This is a genomic window from Paenibacillus sp. CFBP13512 (assembly GCF_005233705.1).
GTDB lineage: Bacteria > Bacillota > Bacilli > Paenibacillales > Paenibacillaceae > Saccharibacillus > Saccharibacillus nuruki.
In genome coordinates this window covers 40,953-59,293 of sequence record NZ_QGAD01000010.1, presented here as the reverse complement: position 1 = coordinate 59,293, position 18,341 = coordinate 40,953, and the positions used below count along the sequence as shown (strand labels likewise).

Annotated in this window: 15 protein-coding genes; 5 read left to right on the top strand and 10 right to left on the bottom strand. The window is 40.4% G+C overall.

Annotation, left to right across the window (positions count from 1 at the left end; all coding sequences use genetic code 11):
- Positions 1-54 precede the first annotated feature (54 nt).
- Genes PaeCFBP13512_RS15200 through PaeCFBP13512_RS15190 form a run of 3 tightly spaced genes read left to right on the top strand, consistent with a single transcriptional unit; the run spans position 55 to position 3,650 of the window.
- The gene (locus PaeCFBP13512_RS15200; protein ID WP_069328254.1) at positions 55-1,026 is read left to right on the top strand and encodes an ABC transporter permease; all 972 of its coding nucleotides are present in this window, start codon (positions 55-57) and stop codon (positions 1,024-1,026) included.
- Positions 1,027-1,064: 38 nt separating this feature from the next.
- Positions 1,065-1,976, top strand: coding sequence for a carbohydrate ABC transporter permease (locus tag PaeCFBP13512_RS15195; protein WP_069328253.1), 912 nt, complete (start codon positions 1,065-1,067; stop codon positions 1,974-1,976).
- A 45-nt stretch (positions 1,977-2,021) separates the two neighbouring features.
- Complete coding sequence (locus PaeCFBP13512_RS15190; protein ID WP_241669398.1) at positions 2,022-3,650, top strand: ABC transporter substrate-binding protein; 1,629 nt, start codon at positions 2,022-2,024, stop codon at positions 3,648-3,650.
- Positions 3,651-3,767: 117 nt separating this feature from the next.
- On the opposite strand, the gene PaeCFBP13512_RS15185 is transcribed toward PaeCFBP13512_RS15190, so the two are convergent.
- Positions 3,768-6,137, bottom strand: coding sequence for an AraC family transcriptional regulator (locus tag PaeCFBP13512_RS15185; protein ID WP_137224184.1), 2,370 nt, complete (start codon positions 6,135-6,137; stop codon positions 3,768-3,770).
- Between the two features lie 422 nt (positions 6,138-6,559).
- On the opposite strand from PaeCFBP13512_RS15185, the gene rsgA reads away from it, so the two are divergent.
- Positions 6,560-7,627 carry a ribosome small subunit-dependent GTPase A gene (rsgA, locus tag PaeCFBP13512_RS15180; protein ID WP_137224182.1) on the top strand — a complete coding sequence of 356 codons (1,068 nt, stop codon included), beginning with the start codon at positions 6,560-6,562 and terminating at the stop codon, positions 7,625-7,627.
- Positions 7,628-7,855: 228 nt separating this feature from the next.
- Here the strand turns inward: rsgA and PaeCFBP13512_RS15175 are convergent, their stop codons facing one another.
- Positions 7,856-8,047, bottom strand: a complete 192-nt coding sequence (locus tag PaeCFBP13512_RS15175; protein ID WP_137224180.1) for a hypothetical protein — start codon at positions 8,045-8,047, stop codon at positions 7,856-7,858.
- A gap of 92 nt (positions 8,048-8,139) precedes the next feature.
- On the opposite strand from PaeCFBP13512_RS15175, the gene trhO reads away from it, so the two are divergent.
- Positions 8,140-9,033, top strand: coding sequence for an oxygen-dependent tRNA uridine(34) hydroxylase TrhO (gene trhO / locus PaeCFBP13512_RS15170; RefSeq protein ID WP_175425189.1), 894 nt, complete (start codon positions 8,140-8,142; stop codon positions 9,031-9,033).
- A 66-nt stretch (positions 9,034-9,099) separates the two neighbouring features.
- On the opposite strand, the gene PaeCFBP13512_RS15165 is transcribed toward trhO, so the two are convergent.
- The 8 genes from PaeCFBP13512_RS15165 to PaeCFBP13512_RS15130 form a co-directional block, all read right to left on the bottom strand.
- On the bottom strand, positions 9,100-10,065 hold the full coding sequence (locus tag PaeCFBP13512_RS15165) for an ABC transporter ATP-binding protein (protein ID WP_137224178.1): 966 nt from the start codon (positions 10,063-10,065) through the stop codon (positions 9,100-9,102).
- Positions 10,058-11,050 (bottom strand): ABC transporter ATP-binding protein, encoded by a 993-nt coding sequence (locus tag PaeCFBP13512_RS15160; protein ID WP_137224176.1) that lies wholly within the window; start codon positions 11,048-11,050, stop codon positions 10,058-10,060. Before PaeCFBP13512_RS15160 ends, PaeCFBP13512_RS15165 begins: the two co-directional genes overlap by 8 nt.
- A 10-nt stretch (positions 11,051-11,060) precedes the next feature.
- Complete coding sequence (opp4C, locus tag PaeCFBP13512_RS15155; protein ID WP_137224174.1) at positions 11,061-11,987, bottom strand: oligopeptide ABC transporter permease; 927 nt, start codon at positions 11,985-11,987, stop codon at positions 11,061-11,063.
- A gap of 18 nt (positions 11,988-12,005) precedes the next feature.
- Positions 12,006-12,959, bottom strand: a complete 954-nt coding sequence (locus PaeCFBP13512_RS15150) for an ABC transporter permease (RefSeq protein ID WP_137224172.1) — start codon at positions 12,957-12,959, stop codon at positions 12,006-12,008.
- Between the two features lie 22 nt (positions 12,960-12,981).
- Positions 12,982-14,691 (bottom strand): ABC transporter substrate-binding protein, encoded by a 1,710-nt coding sequence (locus PaeCFBP13512_RS15145; protein WP_137224170.1) that lies wholly within the window; start codon positions 14,689-14,691, stop codon positions 12,982-12,984.
- A 244-nt stretch (positions 14,692-14,935) separates the two neighbouring features.
- On the bottom strand, positions 14,936-15,886 hold the full coding sequence (locus PaeCFBP13512_RS15140) for an ArsR/SmtB family transcription factor (RefSeq protein WP_137224168.1): 951 nt from the start codon (positions 15,884-15,886) through the stop codon (positions 14,936-14,938).
- A gap of 191 nt (positions 15,887-16,077) precedes the next feature.
- Entirely contained in the window at positions 16,078-17,241 is a 1,164-nt protein-coding gene (locus tag PaeCFBP13512_RS15135) for an amidohydrolase (RefSeq protein ID WP_137224166.1), read from the bottom strand.
- A 6-nt stretch (positions 17,242-17,247) separates the two neighbouring features.
- Complete coding sequence (locus PaeCFBP13512_RS15130; RefSeq protein ID WP_137224164.1) at positions 17,248-18,282, bottom strand: LLM class flavin-dependent oxidoreductase; 1,035 nt, start codon at positions 18,280-18,282, stop codon at positions 17,248-17,250.
- Positions 18,283-18,341: the final 59 nt, after the last annotated feature.

The following is an 18,341-nucleotide window of genomic DNA, read 5'->3' as shown; positions in this document are numbered from 1 at the left end:
AGCGATATACCGCTTCTTTATTATTCTACTGTTCCACAAGAAAGGAGGACTATGATGCAAAGAAATGTATCGAATACAATTCATAACGACTCGATTTCTGAAGTGACTGTCACTGAGCGACGCAAGTCTCTTTGGAAAAGAATTACACGTAATTGGGAATTGTATCTATTGATTGCTCCTGCGTTTTTGTACTTTCTTATCTTTCATTATGGACCTATGTATGGTATTCAGATCGCCTTCAAAAACTTTCTTCCTGCACGAGGTATAGCCGATAGCCCGTGGGTAGGCTTTACTCATTTCAAGCGTTTTTTTGAATCTTATTATTTCTGGGATTTATTATGGAATACGTTAAGTATCTCCTTATACGAATTAGCAGTTGGTTTTCCTTTACCTATTTTATTAGCACTCGCTTTTAACGAAATTAAAAATGGATTTTTCAAACGTACGGTACAAACGGTAACGTATGCACCTCACTTTATCTCAGTTGTAGTTATGGCTGGAATTATTATTACTTTCCTGTCTCCTTCTACAGGTATCATTATCAAATTTATAGAATGGGCAGGATTTAGTGCACCGAGTCTACTGACAGATCCCGCATGGTTCAAAACGATGTATGTCTTATCCGGTGTCTGGCAAAGCACAGGCTGGGGGACTATCATTTACCTTGCTGCACTGTCTGCGGTCGATCCACAGCTTCATGAAGCCGCTATTATGGATGGTGCAAGCCGTTTCCGCCGTATTATCAGTATTAATATTCCTACGATTATCCCTACGATTACGATTTTATTGATTTTGAGTATAGGAAGTATTCTCGGTGTTGGGTTTGAGAAGATTCTATTATTGCAAAATGCACTGAATATGAGTTCTTCTGATGTTATTGATACGTTTGTATATCGAACTGGACTCATTAATGTACAATACAGCTTCTCGACTGCGGTAGGTCTGTTTAACTCCGCTATCAATGCGGTTCTGTTGATCACTGTCAATCAGATTGCTCGCCGTACAACCGAGCACAGTCTATGGTAATGTACTGTTCACGAATACGATACTAAGGAGGATACGCTATGGCTGCTGTGATCAAAGAATCGAAAACAGATCGTCTGTTTCTGATCTGCAATTACCTCTATGTAGCGATTGCTTTTGTGCTTGTTCTTTACCCTGTCGTGTACATTTTAAGTGCTTCGATCAGTACACCTTCTTATGTGAATTCAGGTGAAATGTGGCTACTCCCTAAAGGAATTACATTTGAAGGATATATGAGAGTTTTTGAAAATAGTAAAATCTGGGTCGGTTATGGCAATACGATTTTGTATACGGTTGTCGGTACGCTGATCAATCTATTGGTCACTTTACCTGCTGCCTATGCTCTAAGCCGTAAAGATTTTGTAGGACGTGGCTTTTTTATGGGAATGTTTCTGGTCACGATGTTTTTCAGTGGTGGTCTTATTCCGACCTATTTGATTGTCAAACAATTAGGGTTGGTCAACTCTATGTGGGCATTGATTTTACCGGGCGCTGCTTCGGTATGGAACATTATTGTGGCTCGTACGTTTTTCCAATCTACTATTCCGATCGAACTACAAGAAGCGGCTCATATGGATGGTTGTACCAATCTACGACTATTTCTAAAAATTGTTGTCCCTTTATCCACTCCGATTATTGCCGTTATGGCTTTGTTCTACGGTGTAGGTCATTGGAACAGTTATTTTAACGCTTTGGTTTATTTAAATGATCAATCCAAATATCCGCTGCAAATGGTATTAAGGCAGATTCTAGTCTTGCAAGAAATGTCTACTTCAGCTCAAGGAGCAGCCACCAGTGGTGAAGCCGCAATGGCGATGAATGCCAAAGCCGATATGGCAGCATTACTGAAATATGCAGTCATTATTGTTGCTACATTACCTATTATTGCTGTCTATCCTTTTGTTCAACGTTATTTTGTACAGGGCGTTATGATAGGATCAGTGAAAGGGTAAGCGTTTACGATCGAAAGTCTACTATCATTTACAAGGAGGATTATTATGACAAATCAATCTCCATTCCGAGTCCGTTCAACCTTTATGCGTAAAACAGGTACCGTTGCATTATCGTTGGTATTAGGAACCACCCTACTTGCTGGCTGTTCGGGCGGCAAAGCTGAAGAAGCCGCTAACTCCAACTCGGCTGCCAATGTAAGTAAAGAAGGCTTCCCGATTGTTAAAGAGCCGATCACATTGTCGATGATGGGACCTGATGTTGGGCTACAGAACTGGAAAGACATGCCTGCTTTTAAAGAAATGGAAAAGTTAACGAATGTTTCATTTACCTTTGAGAATCCACCACTGGATAGCTTTGAAACGAAAAAGAATTTGGTCTTTGCGAGTGGAGAATATCCCGATATCTTCTATGCTTCTTCTCTAACACAAGCTGATGAAGTCAATTACGGAAATCAAGGGATTCTTGTACCTCTAGAAGGTCTAATCGATAATTATGCACCGAATCTCAAAAAGATTATGGATGAAGACCCTTCTATTCGTAAATCAATCACTACACCGGATGGTCATATCTACTCTTTACCAGTTATCAATCAACAAAGTATCTGGTATCGTAGCCCGATGTGGTATAACGGTGACTTCTTAGAAGCATTGAAAGTAAAAGATTTACCAACTACTACAGAAGGACTGTATGACTTACTGGTTCGTTTCCGTGATGAAGATCCGAATGGAAATGGCAAAAAAGACGAAATTCCGTTATCTTCTGTTAAATTAGACGATATTCGTTCATGGTTATTAGGCGCATGGGGCATCTATGGTGAAGATATCTACAATGATGCCGATGGCAAAGTCCATTTTGCTCGTACCGAAGACGGCTATCGTGAGTTCTTAACGTATATGAATCGTCTCTGGAGTGAAAATCTGCTAGATCACGAAGCATTCTCACAAACACCGGATCAGAAAAAAGCCAAAGGGGCTAACAATCAACTGGGTCTGTTCCAAGATTGGCATGCGTATTTCACCCATGGCGGTAAGCCAACGACCAAAGACCCGATGTTCGTTCCTGTGAAAAGTGATGCCGTAGACAAACCAGCCGTCGCTATTCATCCCGGATTATCGACAGGTTCCTTTGCGATTACAGAAAGCAATCCTTCCCCTGAAGCGTCAATGCGTTGGGTAGATTATATGTACAGCTATGAAGGCGCTATGCTGTTTGATAAAGGACCCGAAGGTCTTATGTACGAGACTGTTAATGAAAAAGATCATACGAAGAAATGGAAAGAGCTACCAAGTCAGTACAACAGCCGTGAAGATTACCGTGGCACATTAACACCAAACTATGGTACACCTGCTCCTACTCTACTAAGCCCTGATTTGCAAAAAGGGTTAAAAGAAGATTTTGATACATGGGTAGACAAACAAAATGATGAGAAAATTCTGGCGTATGATCCACAGCCACCATTTCCTATTCTGTATCTAACACAAGAAGAACAAGCTGAAATTTCTAGTCTACGTGCAGATATGGATACGTATATTGAGCAAATGGAAGCCAAATTTGTTACTGGTCAAGAGCCATTAACAAGTTGGGATACGTATCTAGCCACCATCAAGCAAATGGGTGGAGATCGAGTTGTAGAGATTTATCAGGGAGCTTATGATCGCTGGAAATCAAGCTAACTTAGCCGTTCCTCTCTCATACTTTAATGTACAATAATAAACACACCAAAAGACCTCTTTCGCATAACATAGCGATTGAGGTCTTTTTTTCAAAACAATACGCACTATGCTTATACTTTAACCGGTACTATTATTGATCGGTAGATTCTGGTTTTCATTCTGTACACTTTGCTTACGGTATTGTCCGGGTGTACAGCCTGTTTCTTTTTTAAATTTACGAATAAAATTAGCTGTATCCAGATAACCGACACGTAAAATAATATCTTTGAGCGGATCATTGGTATCGTTCATCTGCCGGATCACTTCATCCATACGCAACTGCCAGACATATTGAGAAAAGGTATAGCTCGTCTTTTCTTTGAACGTACGACTGAGATAGGAGCTGGAAATAGAAAACTGTTGAGCCACTCCTTCTAGACTAAGAGCATAATCGCAATATTGCTCTTTGACATAAGCAATCACTTGATCCATCAGCGATAATTGTTTGGTTTCTTCTTTGTGCTCTGCACATGTACAAATTCGTGCAATCAGAAGATGTAACTGTTCTTCTAACTCTTCTGTTCTTTCAAACGAAGCCAGCTTTGGCATATCGCGTATACTTCGGATTAATCCTACTTCTGAAGCCGCTTTGAGTACTGTATTTAATAAATCAAATAAAACGCAACGCATCAAGGAAAGAGGTAAAGCTTGAGAGCGCACATTCGCTACAATCGTCTGCACCATATGCGAAGCCACCATAATATTACCTTGCTTCAAGCTTTGAGATAATTTCAACAACGACTCATTAGTGATCCAATAATGCTCACCTGAAGGACGATCCGCTTCACTATTCAATTGATCAAAATAGGTGACACTGTGCTGTGTATCTGTCAAACGATATTCCATCGCTGTAGCCGCTTCGATAAACGATTGATTCAACTCATCTAAGCGCTCATAACTGGTTCCTACTCCTACTGTAGGCAACGTATAATAATGTTCAAATACAATTTCTCTAATCGCTTCTACAATCTGCTTCATCTGTTGCTGACGTTCAACCTCGCCGATATGATTCCAGCAGACAGCCAAAGCTAACCGATTTCCAGAAGAATACTCGATTCCGTAAATATGCGCCTCTAGATGAGGAAGGTCAATTTCAGCTAAAATATCCGGTAAAAATAAATAAGGATCTAGTAATTTGTCTAATCGCTGTGTTTCTATCACATCAAGATCTGTGTCCTGAAGCGTAGGAGTGTACCTTCTTTCTGACAACATATCACTGGCGACAATCATTACAAAGTATTGCTGATGATCTGCTTCTAATCCCAGACTATCAATTAAACGGATCGTTTCTGGGTCTTCTGGCTTGCCATGCTTCATTAAGAGTAACAAACATTGATGACGGACATATGGTTCTTGCATATCCATCTGATGACGATAATCATGAAGCGTATTTTTGATCCATGTCCATTCATTCGAAGTAGAATTAGATATCGAAGGAATAGTGGCATGATTGGTTTTCTCTTTGGCAAATTCGACCAGATCACGTAATGGATGATACTGTCTACGTGCAAGCAGTACAGCAATCGGAATCCCTGCTATAGCAATCAAAGCAAACACCAGCACAATTAAAGTTTGAATATGAAAAATCCGACTAAAAAATTGATCACTTGGCATTGTAGTCACATATGTCCAACCATTTTGCGCAGATGTAACGGCTACTACAGATTGCGGTTTGCCGTTAAGCATCATACTGTGAATCCCTTCGCCTAATCCTGAAAGCGTATTCAATTCTTCATTCTGCACAGGTTGATCATGATTGTTGACCGTAAGTACCTGCCCTTTATGATCGAAAATATAACTATTCCCTTTAAAATCATTCAAAATCGAATCCATCATACCTGTTAACTTGGATTCTTCAATTAAATAGACTACAGAAGCATACGGATACGCATCCGTCGGCTTGATCGGAACAATATGTAACAGCATCGATCGCTGGCGAGAATGAGTACCCAATTGCTCGGTTAAACGGGTCATGGGATAATTGATTTTGTTCAGATCGTGATTGATCTGCGCTTCTGTCCAATTGTTAAATTGATACGTTCGACCAAACACCACATTTACATTACTCAATCCTTGTGAAGAATAGATGACAGTATCATCATGAAAATAAAGAAACAGCTCATCCACAATCGAACTATTTGCCCGATATTGAGCCAGCGTATTAATCGATTCACGGCTGTAATAAGGATGCTTAACCATGTAAGCCGTTAGGTTGTTGTCATAGCTAATTCGAGCAGCAATATCACTTAACTCTTTCATCCGTCCATCAATCGTCATACGCACCTGACTTAATTGATTAACATTGGATTGTTCTATTTCTGTACGCAGACTTTTGACTGCACTTTGATAGACTAGCACCGTAATCAAAATCAGAGGAATCAGAAAAATAAGCAAATAAGACAACATGTAACTACGTAACAACCTTGAACTTGTACGCTTTGGATTCATCTGTTCCCTCCTCATATCAAACGCAATTACGTCATGATTATTGGATCATCTATATCACTTTTACATGTATTCAACAAATGTTCACCTTTCAATTGTAACTTATTTTGCTGGGCTGAAAAGGTATTTTTGTGATTTGACTACAAATTTAGTTCTTTTTGATCATAAATAAATGCTAAATAATGCTCTTAAGATTACATCACATTTACAATAATAGTTATGTTTATACGTATCTTAAATTTTCTCTGTTCCTTTTTATCCATTTTCTGTTATACTGTTGGTGAAATCCCGAATAGAAAGGATGATTCATAATGATGACTATTGAACGTACACCCCATCACACGCCGTATATGACCTATTTCCAATCGGGAGAAATGCGCGGATAACGTAAACAAGCTCCCGATACTACAAAGGAGCTAATTCAATTGAATATTAATGATTATGGATATAACGATGATTTCGCTACATCATTTGCCCAACAGGAAACGTCTGAACGTTTGATTCCTGCACGTATTAGTGCTGTGTTCAAACATGTATACCGGGTGGTATCAGAAGACGGAGAACAACTTGCTAAGCTCAAAACGTCTTCGTTTCGTGATGCTACTCGTGTAGATCGCCCTTCAATCGGCGATTTTGTCGCTCTTGAAAGCCATCCTGGTGACACTTCGCTTATACATGGAGTATTAACGCGAAAAACTATTATTTTGCGTGATGACCCTGATGTAGGTGAACAAGTGGTTGCAGCTAATTTTGATTACTGCTTATTGGTATGTTCAGCGAATGATGATTTTAACCTTAATCGGATCGAACGGTACTTAACGATTGCATGGAATAGCGGAGCACAACCTATTATTGTCGTCACCAAAAGCGATCTAACCGATCAATTGCATGATTATCTCGACCAATTAGAAGTTGCTAGCTTTGGTGTTCCTGTGTATCCAGTGGATAGCATTCATGGCGAAGGACTGAATGAACTGCAAGCACACTTTTCTGCTGGTGATACACTGGTATTACTCGGTTCTTCGGGAGTCGGCAAATCTTCACTGGTGAATGCACTGGCTGGCGAATACAAAATGAAAACAAATGAAATTCGTGAAGACGATGCCAAAGGTAAACACACCACTACCCATCGTGAATTACATTTGCTTCATAACGGCATCATCGTTATCGATACACCGGGAATGCGTAGCCTTGGTATCGGACAAGCTTCGACTGGACTAGAAGAAACGTTCCAAGACATCGAATCCTTAGCCGAACAATGTCGCTTCTACGACTGCGCTCATACCTATGAACAACCGGACTGCGCTGTCCAACAAGCATTAACAGACGGCACCCTTCCACAAAAACATTACAACAACTGGCTCAAACTCAAAAAAGAACTAGCTTACAACGAACGTAAAAATAACGTTACTCAATTACTCCAAGAAAAACAAAAATGGAAAACAATCATCAAAGCCCATCGTGACAATCCCAAAAAACGAACCAAACGTTAATATCGTTTGTCACCTCATCGATCTCGATGATCCAATCAATATAACCAAACAATTTTCATATGCTAAAATCACGCACCATCCATCACATCTATACAATATTCCACCCAAGCTGTCTGTGCCAACAGACAGCTTTTTTCAGTATATTTTTATTATCTCCCCCTCCTAAAACACGCAAACACCCTCATCTTTTCGTTTACTACCTCCCCCCCTCCCCAATTTTAATTCATCTCACTCCACCGTCAGAGCGAAGCCAATAGAATCGTTCTGAAAGAGCGAAGCGCTCGCCTTTGCAATGAAATCCCCACCGCAAAGCGGTATATTCAAGGGATTCCATTGCAACAGCGACGACAAGAACGATTCTATTAGCGCAACGCTCCCCACCCCCAACAGAATTAAAATCCCCTTTTTATACATTTTCATTGACTAACCCCTAAGAGAAGCGTAAAATTTATGATTGCGATTATATTGTACGTTAGTGCCAAATTAAAATTTTTATATATAGGGTGATGAATATGTCTACGAGTCCATACCGGATTTTATTATTTTATAAATTTGTCAAAATTGATGATCATGAAGCACTTGCCGCAGAACATTTGAAATATTGCAAAAACCTAGGAATCAAAGGAAGAATTCTAATCGCACCAGAAGGTATTAACGGTACATTGTCAGGTGATTTTGAACAAACAGAGCAATACATGAAAGACTTGCTTGAAGATCCACGTTTTGCTGATACGGTATTCAAAATTGATGAAGCTGAAGAACATGCTTTCAAAAAAATGTTTGTCCGTCCCAAAGATGAGTTAGTAACGTTCCGTTTTGAAGAAGAATGGGATGCGAGTGAATTTACAGGTACACACCTTTCACCTAAAGAATTCTATGAACAGCTTCAACAAGAAGATGTTATTGTTCTAGACGGTCGTAACGATTATGAATACGATATTGGTCACTTCCGTGGAGCGATTCGTCCAAATGTGGAATCTTCTCGTGAATTCCCTGAGTGGATTAGAGAAAACATGAGCGAGTTCAAAGACAAAAAGATTTTGACGTATTGCACAGGTGGCGTACGTTGTGAGAAATTGACTGGCTTTCTAATGAAAGAAGGCTTCAATGATGTAGCTCAATTAGAAGGCGGAATTGTAACCTACAGTAAAGACCCTGAAGTACAAGGACGATTATTCGATGGAAAATGTTATGTGTTCGATGAGCGCATTTCGATTCCGATTAATCATACAGACGAAGATGTTATTATCGGTAAATGTTATCACTGTGCAGCACCAACAGATGATTATATTAACTGCCCTACTTGTAATTTACAGCATGTTGTATGTGAATCTTGTAAAGAAGAACACGAACACTTCTGTTCCGATGCTTGCCGTGAGCAAGTCGCAGTTCCTGCTTCTAACTAATTGATTGCATCACAAAAAGCCATTGATCTTTATACGATCAGTGGCTTTTTGCTATATCTTATTGTATTACACCAGATGACAAGCTACCCAATGCTCTCCACCCATATTCCGAAAAACAGGGACTTCTTCAACACATCTTTGTTCTGCAAAAGGACACCGTGTATGGAATTTACAGCCTGAAGGTGGATTGGCAGGGCTTGGAATATCGCCTTTCAACACAATCCGTTCACGTTTTAACTTGGGAATCGGGATCGGTACAGCAGATAATAATGCTTTGGTATACGGATGTAACGGGTGACGAAACAATTCATCTCTTGAAGCTGTCTCCACCATTGAACCTAAATACATCACTCCGATTCGTGAACACAGATGCTCAACTACACTAAGATCATGAGAAATAAATAGATAGGTTAGCCCTTTACTTTCCTGCAAATGACTGAACAGATTAATAATCTGTGCTTGGATGGATACATCTAGAGCAGACACCGGTTCATCTGCAATAATCAATTCAGGATTAAGCACCAGTGCACGTGCTATTCCGATCCGCTGACGTTGTCCTCCTGAAAATTCATGTGGAAACCGATCAATATGATATGAAGACAGTCCACATGAAGCTAACACTTCTTTGACGATATCACGAATCTCTGAAGCAGGCGCAAGTCCATGATCGAGCACAGCTTCACCGATGGCTTCTCCAATACGTACACGAGGATTCAGCGAACTGTACGGATCTTGGAAAATCAATTGCATTTTCGGACGTAACTGACGTAATTGCTCGGGTGGTAAACTGTAGATATCGGTTCCTTTAAATCGTACTTCACCTGCGGTTTTGTCGGTTAAACGAATCGCTGTACGTCCTACTGTACTTTTGCCACTACCCGATTCTCCAACCAGACCAAAGGTTTCGCCCGGTTGAATCGTAATACTGATATCATCAACTGCTTTGACTTGTCCAACGGTACGGCTAAGTAGACCTGCTTTGATAGGAAAATACTTTTTAAGATTTTGGATATCTAGTAAGGCTTCAGACATGAACCGCTGCCTCCTTTTCGTATAACCAGCAAGCGGTTTTTTGACCATTTTCTACATCGTGTAATGGTGGCTCTTGTGTACGACAGATATCCATACAATGCTCACACCGTTCGTGAAAATAACAGGACTCCTGCAATTCAAGCGGATTGGGTACATATCCTGGAATCGAATACAATTCTTTTTGCCGCTGGTTGATAATAGGCTTAGAACGTAACAATCCTTGCGTATACGGATGACGAGGATTAGCAAATAGCTCGACCACTTCGCCTTCTTCTACAATTTTGCCTGAATACATAACCACAACATAATCTGCCATTTCAGCGACTACACCTAGATCATGCGTAATCAATAGTATCGACATATCCGATTGACTGCGGAACTCACGCAACATGTCCAAAATCTGTGCTTGAATCGTGACATCCAGCGCGGTTGTCGGTTCGTCTGCAATCAACAATTTGGGATCACAAGAGATGGCTATGGCGATCATAATCCGTTGTAACATCCCTCCGCTTAATTCGTGCGGATACGACTTAGCAATCTGTTCAGGACGTGAAATCCCTACTTGAGTAATAAGCTCTAATACTCGCTTCTGAGCTTGTTTTTTATTCATTTTTTTGTGAATTATTAATGGCTCACTCATTTGTTCACCGATCGTAATCACTGGATTAAGTGAAGACATCGGCTCTTGGAAAATCATAGCGATATCATTACCACGAATACTTCGTAGATGATTTTTACTCAAGCTCAATAAATTTTGCCCGTCAAAGTCTATTATACCGTCTGCAATCCGTCCGGTAGGTGCTTCGATCAATCCCATCACTGATAAAGCAGTAATACTTTTACCACAACCGGATTCACCGACAATACAGACAATCTCACCCGGGCGAACATGCAGACTGATATCATCGACAGCTTTGACAGTCCCTTCATCAGTATCAAAATAGGTGCTTAAATGCTGAATATGCAATAAAGAATGAGTACTCATGTTGATTCACCTACCTTTTTTGTTTCGGATCAAGTACATCTCGCAATCCATCTCCAAAAATATTAATAGCAATGACTGTTGCAAAAATAGAAAATCCCGGCGGAACCCATAACCACGGACGTTCTTGAAAATCAATCATATTATTTGCCGCATCAATCATATTGCCCCATGTTGGTGTCGGCGGCATAACGCCAAGCCCGAAGAAGCTCAATACGGATTCACTTAAAATTGCGCCTCCGATATTTAGCGTAGCAATCACAATTAACAACGGTACCAGATTAGGTAATAAATGATTGATCAGCTTACGACGATCACGCAAGCCCAGTACAATCGTCGCTTGCATAAATTCCCGCTCACGTAGTGATAATAATTGTCCTCTAACCATTCGTGCCAGTGAAGGCCAGCCCACCAGACTCAAGATCAGCATGACAATATACATGCGGTAATCTGTAGGCACTTTCCATTCTGATAATAAGGCTCCGAAAATAAACAATAACGGTAAACTTGGAATCGTGAGCAATAGATCAGCAATACGCATAATCACTTGATCGACAATGCCACGGTAATACCCTGCTATCGCCCCTAATAGGGTTCCGATAAATACAGACAGAACCATTGATGCAATCCCTACCGTTAGTGAAATTCGACCGGCTTGCATCACACGGGTAAGTACATCCCGACCTAATTTGTCTGTGCCTAGCCAGTGATGAATATTAGGCGCTTTGTTCATCATCGTCATATTCACTTTATTGTCCGTATACGGTGAAAATAGAGGACCGACAAAACAAAGTAAAAACATAAATACAACAACTGCAACTCCACCTACAGCCAATTTGTTTTTTAATAATTTACGAATCGATTGTCTCCATAAAGACGATTTGACCGCTTGAGGTCTATTTGTAGCTACATTCGTCACTTCAGCCTGTATAGATGGCATATGATCCTCCTTATTCCGCTAGATTTTCACACGCGGATCAGCGACATGGTACAAAATATCAGATAATAACGTACCGATGACGGTTAGTACAGCAATAAACATCGTAAAGCCCATCAATAATGGATAATCTCGTACTGTAAATGATTGCATATATAGCTGACCGATACCCGGCCAGTTAAAAATCCGTTCAATAATTAATGAACCACCAAATAGGGCAGGTAATTCAAATCCTACCAGTGTAATCGCAGGTAGTAGCGCATTACGTAAAGCATGCGTAAATAACACTTTGCGTTCGCTTAAGCCTTTGGCACGGGCGGTACGAATATAATCTTGCTGAATCACATCGATCATATTACTGCGGAAGTAACGGGTTAATGATCCTACTCCTAATAATGTCATTACAATCACAGGTAACGTCATATGATGGATAACTTCTTTAAGATAAGCAACTCCTGTTGCATTGCTACCTGTCGTTAACATTCCTCCAGGCGGCAACCATTTAAAGTCTACCGCCAGTATTTTGATCAGAAATAGTCCAATAAAAAAGGAAGGAATCGACATCGCTGCAAAAATACCCACCATGACGAATGTATCAAACCATGAATATTGCTTATAAGCAGCAATCACACCGATAATTACAGCAATAAGCCATGTTAGAAATGTAGAAACAATCGCTAGCAAAAATGAATTCCATACATATTGATTGAACAACGTTAACACGGGTTGCTGCTTATCTAGCGAATATCCAAAGTTTCCATGAAACGCATTATTCATCCAGATCACATAACGTTCTAATAGCGGTTTATTTAACCCGTACAATTCACGTAGTTCTGCTTTGCGTTCAGGACTTAACTTGATATTACCTGTTATAAAATCACCCGGAGTCAGTGCATACAGGCAAAAGATTAATAGCGATGCTGCTAGTAAAATAAACAGGGTATACCCGAGACGCTTCATTAAATAGCTACTCATATGCTCAACTCCTAGTTACGGTTTACTTCAAAGTCCATTGTGGAACACTCGATGCAATACCGTTAAATGGACTGACGGTTAAGTCTTGAATACGTCCGTTGTAGGCATAGACTACTTTTTTGTAATTGGTAAAAATAACAGGTAGATCGTCATTTAACAATCTGAAAATATCACCGTAGATTTTTTTGCGTTCTTCAATATCATTTGTCGCTAATGCTTCGTTATACAATTTTACAAATTCAGGATTATCATACCCTTTAATTTCTCCATCTAGAAATTGCACTAACCCATCCGAAGGATCAGTCAACATCGGGGTAGAGAATGAAGCTAGATCGTAATCTCCACCTTCTACTTTAGAAGCAAGCGAGTTAAAGTCTGCAAATACTTCTGGTTGGAAATCAACACCAATCGCTTTAAAGTTTTCGGTAGCTACAGCGATAAAAATATCGGTTTGTGGGCTTTTGGAACCCAGATAATGAAGTGTCAGTTTTTGACCGTCTTTTTCACGAATACCATCTGCTCCAGCTACCCAACCTGCTTCATCGAGTAATTGATTTGCTTTTTCAGCGCTATAGGCATACGGATTAATACCTTCTGTGGTGTATGCCCATGAGATCGGAGCCGCAGGGATATTGGCAATTTCACCTGCACCTTGATTAGCATCCACATAGATACTTTGACGATCCAGACCGTATGCAATCGCTTGACGTACTTTTTTGTCTTTCAATGCTTCATGTTCTAGATTAGCTTGTAAAAAACTATACGTACTCGGTGTGTACGGCAAGATATCGACAAAGCCTAAGCTTTTCAACTTATCAATATTTTCCTGTGTAGCACTAAAGGAAGCAAAATCGATCTCTCCTGTCTCCACATACTGCCATGTATCCCCTTCAGATGTTTTGTAGATAAAGTTTTTTGTTTTGGGAGCACCTTTGAAATAATTCTCATTGGCAGTGAAACGTACTTCTTGTCCGGGAATAAATTTGGTCAATACATAAGGCCCATTTCCAAGCGGAGTCTGGTGTAACTTTTTGATATATTCCAATTCACCGAACTTGTAGTCTTTACCATAATAGGCTTTGGACAATACATCGCTACCTAGTGTTAACAATGCGGTTGCATTAGGCTTAGCAATCGTTACAGAAATGGTCTGTGGATCAATCACTTTAATCCCTGATACGGTAGATGCTTTACCTACTTTGTACTCTGCTCCGCCTACGATTCCTAGAGTAGGAATAAGTGAATCATTGTCATACGATTTGTCATGCAGAATTGTCCATGTGAATGCTACATCATCTGCGGTTAAAGGTGAGCCATCGCTGAACTTCAAATCTTTATGTAAATGAAATGTATATGTACGTTGATCTTTAGACAAATCCCAACTTTCAGCAAGATTCGGGGCTGGCAATCCTTTGTCATCTGTGGTGACCAATGGGGTATACAAGAGCGAAGATACATTACCATCGTATCCACTTTGATGGAAATAAGGAGTAAACGCTCCTGCTGGATCGGTTAACGCCATAATGATCGTATCTGTACGTTGTTGTGCAGTAGCAGGTAATTGGGTAAGATCAGGTGCTTTGAACAAACTGGTTAAAGCAGGTGACTGCTGGGCTTGAGCGGTTCCTTTTTCGGCGGAAGAACTGCTATTATCAGCTCCTCCATTAGAGCATGCTGTAAATAACAACGAAGCCATCAGCACACCAGATAGTAAAACTACACTTTTTTTCATCATACATTCCCCTAATATTTATTATTCCGACCTGTTAACTATGCTATTAGTCGGTAAAGCTATTATAGGAATCTAAAGCGGTTCTGTAAAGAGAGAACTTAAAATCATTTCCGAAAAAAGTTAATATTTAGAATTTAGCTGATCCTATATGTACAGGATAAAATTTATGATCGTATGCCATAGCAAAAAGACCGTTTCTTTTTCGAAACGATCGGTATTTTTTAACTATTTTTATAATTTGGATTTATTGGCTATCATTGTGCTCTATAAAATTCATTAACATATAGGGCAGATCTTGAATCGCCTGTGTTCGCAAACTGTATACGGTTAACGTTTCTCCTTGAATATGAGCATGAAGCAAGCCTGCACTACGTAACTTGGTAACGTGATCATGAGTAATTCCTTTGGATAGACCCAAATAACGTACAATTTCGATAAAACTACGTGGCCCTGCATACAGATATTTTAATATTTTCAAACGACTCTGTTCAGCCAGTGCTCGGAGCACACGATATTCATAAGGCGGTAATTCAGAAGAATCGCCCAAGTGCAAGCTAGCAGGATAATGACAGATCATAAATGAATTGTACGCATAAATAATATTAAGTGGTTTAAAGTGATAATGGGGTACAAGAATAAGACGTTTACATTCCGCTTGAGGCTCAAAAACAATCCCATGGGTCACTTCGTCTACAAAAATAGAAAGATCATTACTTTGCTTAAGCATATCCTGTCTATCTTGAGACTCTTCCTGTAGTCCCTGTACAATCTGCGGATCAATCTGTGAAAAGTAATATTGATTCCATTGTTGGAACAAAATTAATATCCGACTTCGTAAACGAGCGGTACTAACAGTCGGCAAAGACGTGTGTTGAGCAATCAGTTGTTCTAACTGTTCGATGCTCATCTGTTCGATCCATTGTACAAATTGTTCAGGAGTCTCTTCAGGGCAACAATAGACGAGCAAAACGATTAATCTCCATTCAGCATCTATCCCTGTTTGCGCTAATCGCTCTGCAAATTCAGCAGGTAATTGCTCTTCTATCGATTTGGCCCAAGAAGGGTCAAGGTCAATCTTTTTATAAGACGGACGACATATATACGTATGCAAGCTATTAAGACATTCATATAACGGATTAAATTGAAGTTCAATCGTATAGGGTATTGGCTTGGGAACAGCTATCTGATCACTCAATAGAAGCACAACCTTTCTTGGGCGTATTTTATCGTATAGAAGACAACTTTGGCAATCGACTCTCCTTATTTATTTGCATATGACGTTGGAAGGCACAACAAAAAGCTGTTGCTTTGATAATCATAGCCTATGTTCATGACTATTTTTACCAGAAGAAACAGCTTAAAGTTTATACCGGATTGAAATGAAGTTTAAGATGTGGATAGACTACTTTGTTGTTCGACTTGAGCCAATGCATTATGCGCTGTATTCGCCAAAAATGTAGCTGTTCCACTTAATGCACGTTCATCTACATCAAACGACGGATGATGCCATTCCTGCGGACCTGACGTACCGACAAAGATAAATACCCCGGGTACTTCTTTTTGATAAAATGAAAAGTCTTCACTTGCAGGTGATACCGCAGGTTCGACGACTTGTAGCTGACTTTGCTCGGCGGCTAACTTGGCTACACCTGTCCATTGTCCATCATTCAAAACAGGCGGTGGCCCCGCTAACCATTTGACTGTGGCAGAGGTACCAAAAGCAGTCCCCACCCCTTCTACTACTTGTTCAAATCGGGACAATACATGCTCACGGACTTGTTCATCAAAGGTACGAATCGTTCCTTGCAAGACCGCTAGATCAGGAATCACATTCCACACATGTCCGCTATTCAACTGAGTCACACTGATTACAGCTCCTTGCTGAGAACCTACATTACGGCTGACGATCGATTGCAGAGCAGTCACAATATGTGCAGAGACAACAATAGGATCAATCCCGGCCTCTGGTACAGCTGCATGTGTACCTACCCCTGTCACTTCTACAATAAATCCATCTGCTGCTGCCATCAATGCCCCTTCTCGAATACCTACTGTACCTACAGGTAAATCCGGCTTATTATGCAATCCAAAGATCGCTTGTACGCCTTCAAGGGCGCCACTTGCAATCACTTGCTGTGCTCCTTTGGCTTTTTCTTCAGCAGGTTGAAAGATCAGTCGCACTCTTCCCTGAAGATGATGCTCTTGTTCTTTGAGCAGATAAGCTGCCCCTAATAACGAAGCTGTATGAAAATCATGACCACATGCATGCATTTTACCAGCTATTTCTGAAGCAAAAGGAAGCCCTGTCTCCTCTTGAACAGGTAATGCATCAATATCAGCACGCAAAGCAACTAATGATTCTCCTGTACCAATCTCTGCAATAACACCTGTAGCCAAATCAGGAAAATTAAGAATCCGAATATCAGCCGCTTCTAACCATTCACGAATATCAGCTGTCGTCTGTACTTCTTCCCCTGATAATTCAGGATGACGATGAATATGTCTTCGAATATCGATCAGTTGCTGTTGAAGCCCTTCAGTCAACGGCATACGTATTTACACCTCCAATGAAGCTTCTACCTCTGCATGTACAAAGGCTTGTTGCAATAATTCAAATGAACGTACACGCTTATTAAAATTCTGAATCACTGTATGCACTACTAATTCTTGTATACCATATTGATGTCGAATCGTTGCTAATTGTTGATATACAGACGTTGGTGAACCTTTCACCACTTTAGCTTCTTTCACTTCGATCCGATATTTTTCCGCAGATTGTCGACCGAATTCTTCAGCTTGTTCGACTGTACCTACTGTAAGTACTTTACCACTTTCCAAATGAATTTTAACGGATAGATTTTCGCCAGCTAATTGGGATGCTTCTTCTTCCGTCTCTGCCACGATTACAGATAACGCTAGAATCACATGTGGTTTCGGATATTCGATAGAAGGAACAAATTGCTCACGATACACCTTCACAGCGGTCAAAGCCACTTCTTCATCCCCATTAATAAATTGAGAAAATACATAAGGTAGTCCTAATTTGGCGGCTACTTCTGCGCTATTGGTACTCGCTCCAAGCACGAATAGATCGGCAGGTTGTGCAGGATTCGGGCTAACCTGTATGCCAGCTAGCGCATGATCATCAGCGATTCGATTGTAGATGTAATTGCGAGTTTCTGTAATTTTATCAGTTAAGCTCAAAGCACTTGAGCCATTCTCCCCTTGTAAAGCACGTGTTGATCTCGGTAACCCGCCGGGTGCACGTCCTATCCCCAATTCCACTCTACCCGGTGCAAGGGTTGATAACACATTGAAATTTTCCGCCACTTTATACGGGCTGTAATGCTGTAACATTACTCCACCTGAACCAATCGTAATCTTTTTGGTTTTGGCAAGCAAATAGGAGATCAAAACTTCAGGTGAAGAACCAGACACATTGGCAGAATCGTGATGTTCAGATACCCAGAACCGCTGATACCCTAGTTCTTCTGCAATCTGAGCCAACTCTATTGTATGTCGAAAAGCATCTTCAGCCGTCTCTCCTGCAAATCGTGGACTTTGATCCAAAATACCTATCGGAATACTCATATTCTGTTCCTCCCTGAATCGATCTATGTGTACTATTTTGTGATTGCAACGGTCTTGAT

Excerpts from the sequence above, each read along its gene's own strand:
- opp4C (WP_137224174.1), bottom strand. The coding sequence starts at position 11,987 with ATGCCATCTATACAGGCTGAAGTGACGAATGTAGCTACAAATAGACCT.
- PaeCFBP13512_RS15175 (WP_137224180.1), bottom strand. The coding sequence starts at position 8,047 with ATGAAAATGTATAAAAAGGGGATTTTAATTCTGTTGGGGGTGGGGAGC.
- PaeCFBP13512_RS15145 (WP_137224170.1), bottom strand. The coding sequence starts at position 14,691 with ATGAAAAAAAGTGTAGTTTTACTATCTGGTGTGCTGATGGCTTCGTTG.
- PaeCFBP13512_RS15130 (WP_137224164.1), bottom strand. The coding sequence starts at position 18,282 with ATGAGTATTCCGATAGGTATTTTGGATCAAAGTCCACGATTTGCAGGA.
- PaeCFBP13512_RS15150 (WP_137224172.1), bottom strand. The coding sequence starts at position 12,959 with ATGAGTAGCTATTTAATGAAGCGTCTCGGGTATACCCTGTTTATTTTA.
- PaeCFBP13512_RS15135 (WP_137224166.1), bottom strand. The coding sequence starts at position 17,241 with ATGCCGTTGACTGAAGGGCTTCAACAGCAACTGATCGATATTCGAAGA.
- PaeCFBP13512_RS15185 (WP_137224184.1), bottom strand. The coding sequence starts at position 6,137 with ATGAATCCAAAGCGTACAAGTTCAAGGTTGTTACGTAGTTACATGTTG.
- PaeCFBP13512_RS15195 (WP_069328253.1), top strand. The coding sequence starts at position 1,065 with ATGGCTGCTGTGATCAAAGAATCGAAAACAGATCGTCTGTTTCTGATC.
- PaeCFBP13512_RS15190 (WP_241669398.1), top strand. The coding sequence starts at position 2,022 with ATGACAAATCAATCTCCATTCCGAGTCCGTTCAACCTTTATGCGTAAA.
- PaeCFBP13512_RS15200 (WP_069328254.1), top strand. The coding sequence starts at position 55 with ATGCAAAGAAATGTATCGAATACAATTCATAACGACTCGATTTCTGAA.
- PaeCFBP13512_RS15160 (WP_137224176.1), bottom strand. The coding sequence starts at position 11,050 with ATGAGTACTCATTCTTTATTGCATATTCAGCATTTAAGCACCTATTTT.
- PaeCFBP13512_RS15165 (WP_137224178.1), bottom strand. The coding sequence starts at position 10,065 with ATGTCTGAAGCCTTACTAGATATCCAAAATCTTAAAAAGTATTTTCCT.
- trhO (WP_175425189.1), top strand. The coding sequence starts at position 8,140 with ATGTCTACGAGTCCATACCGGATTTTATTATTTTATAAATTTGTCAAA.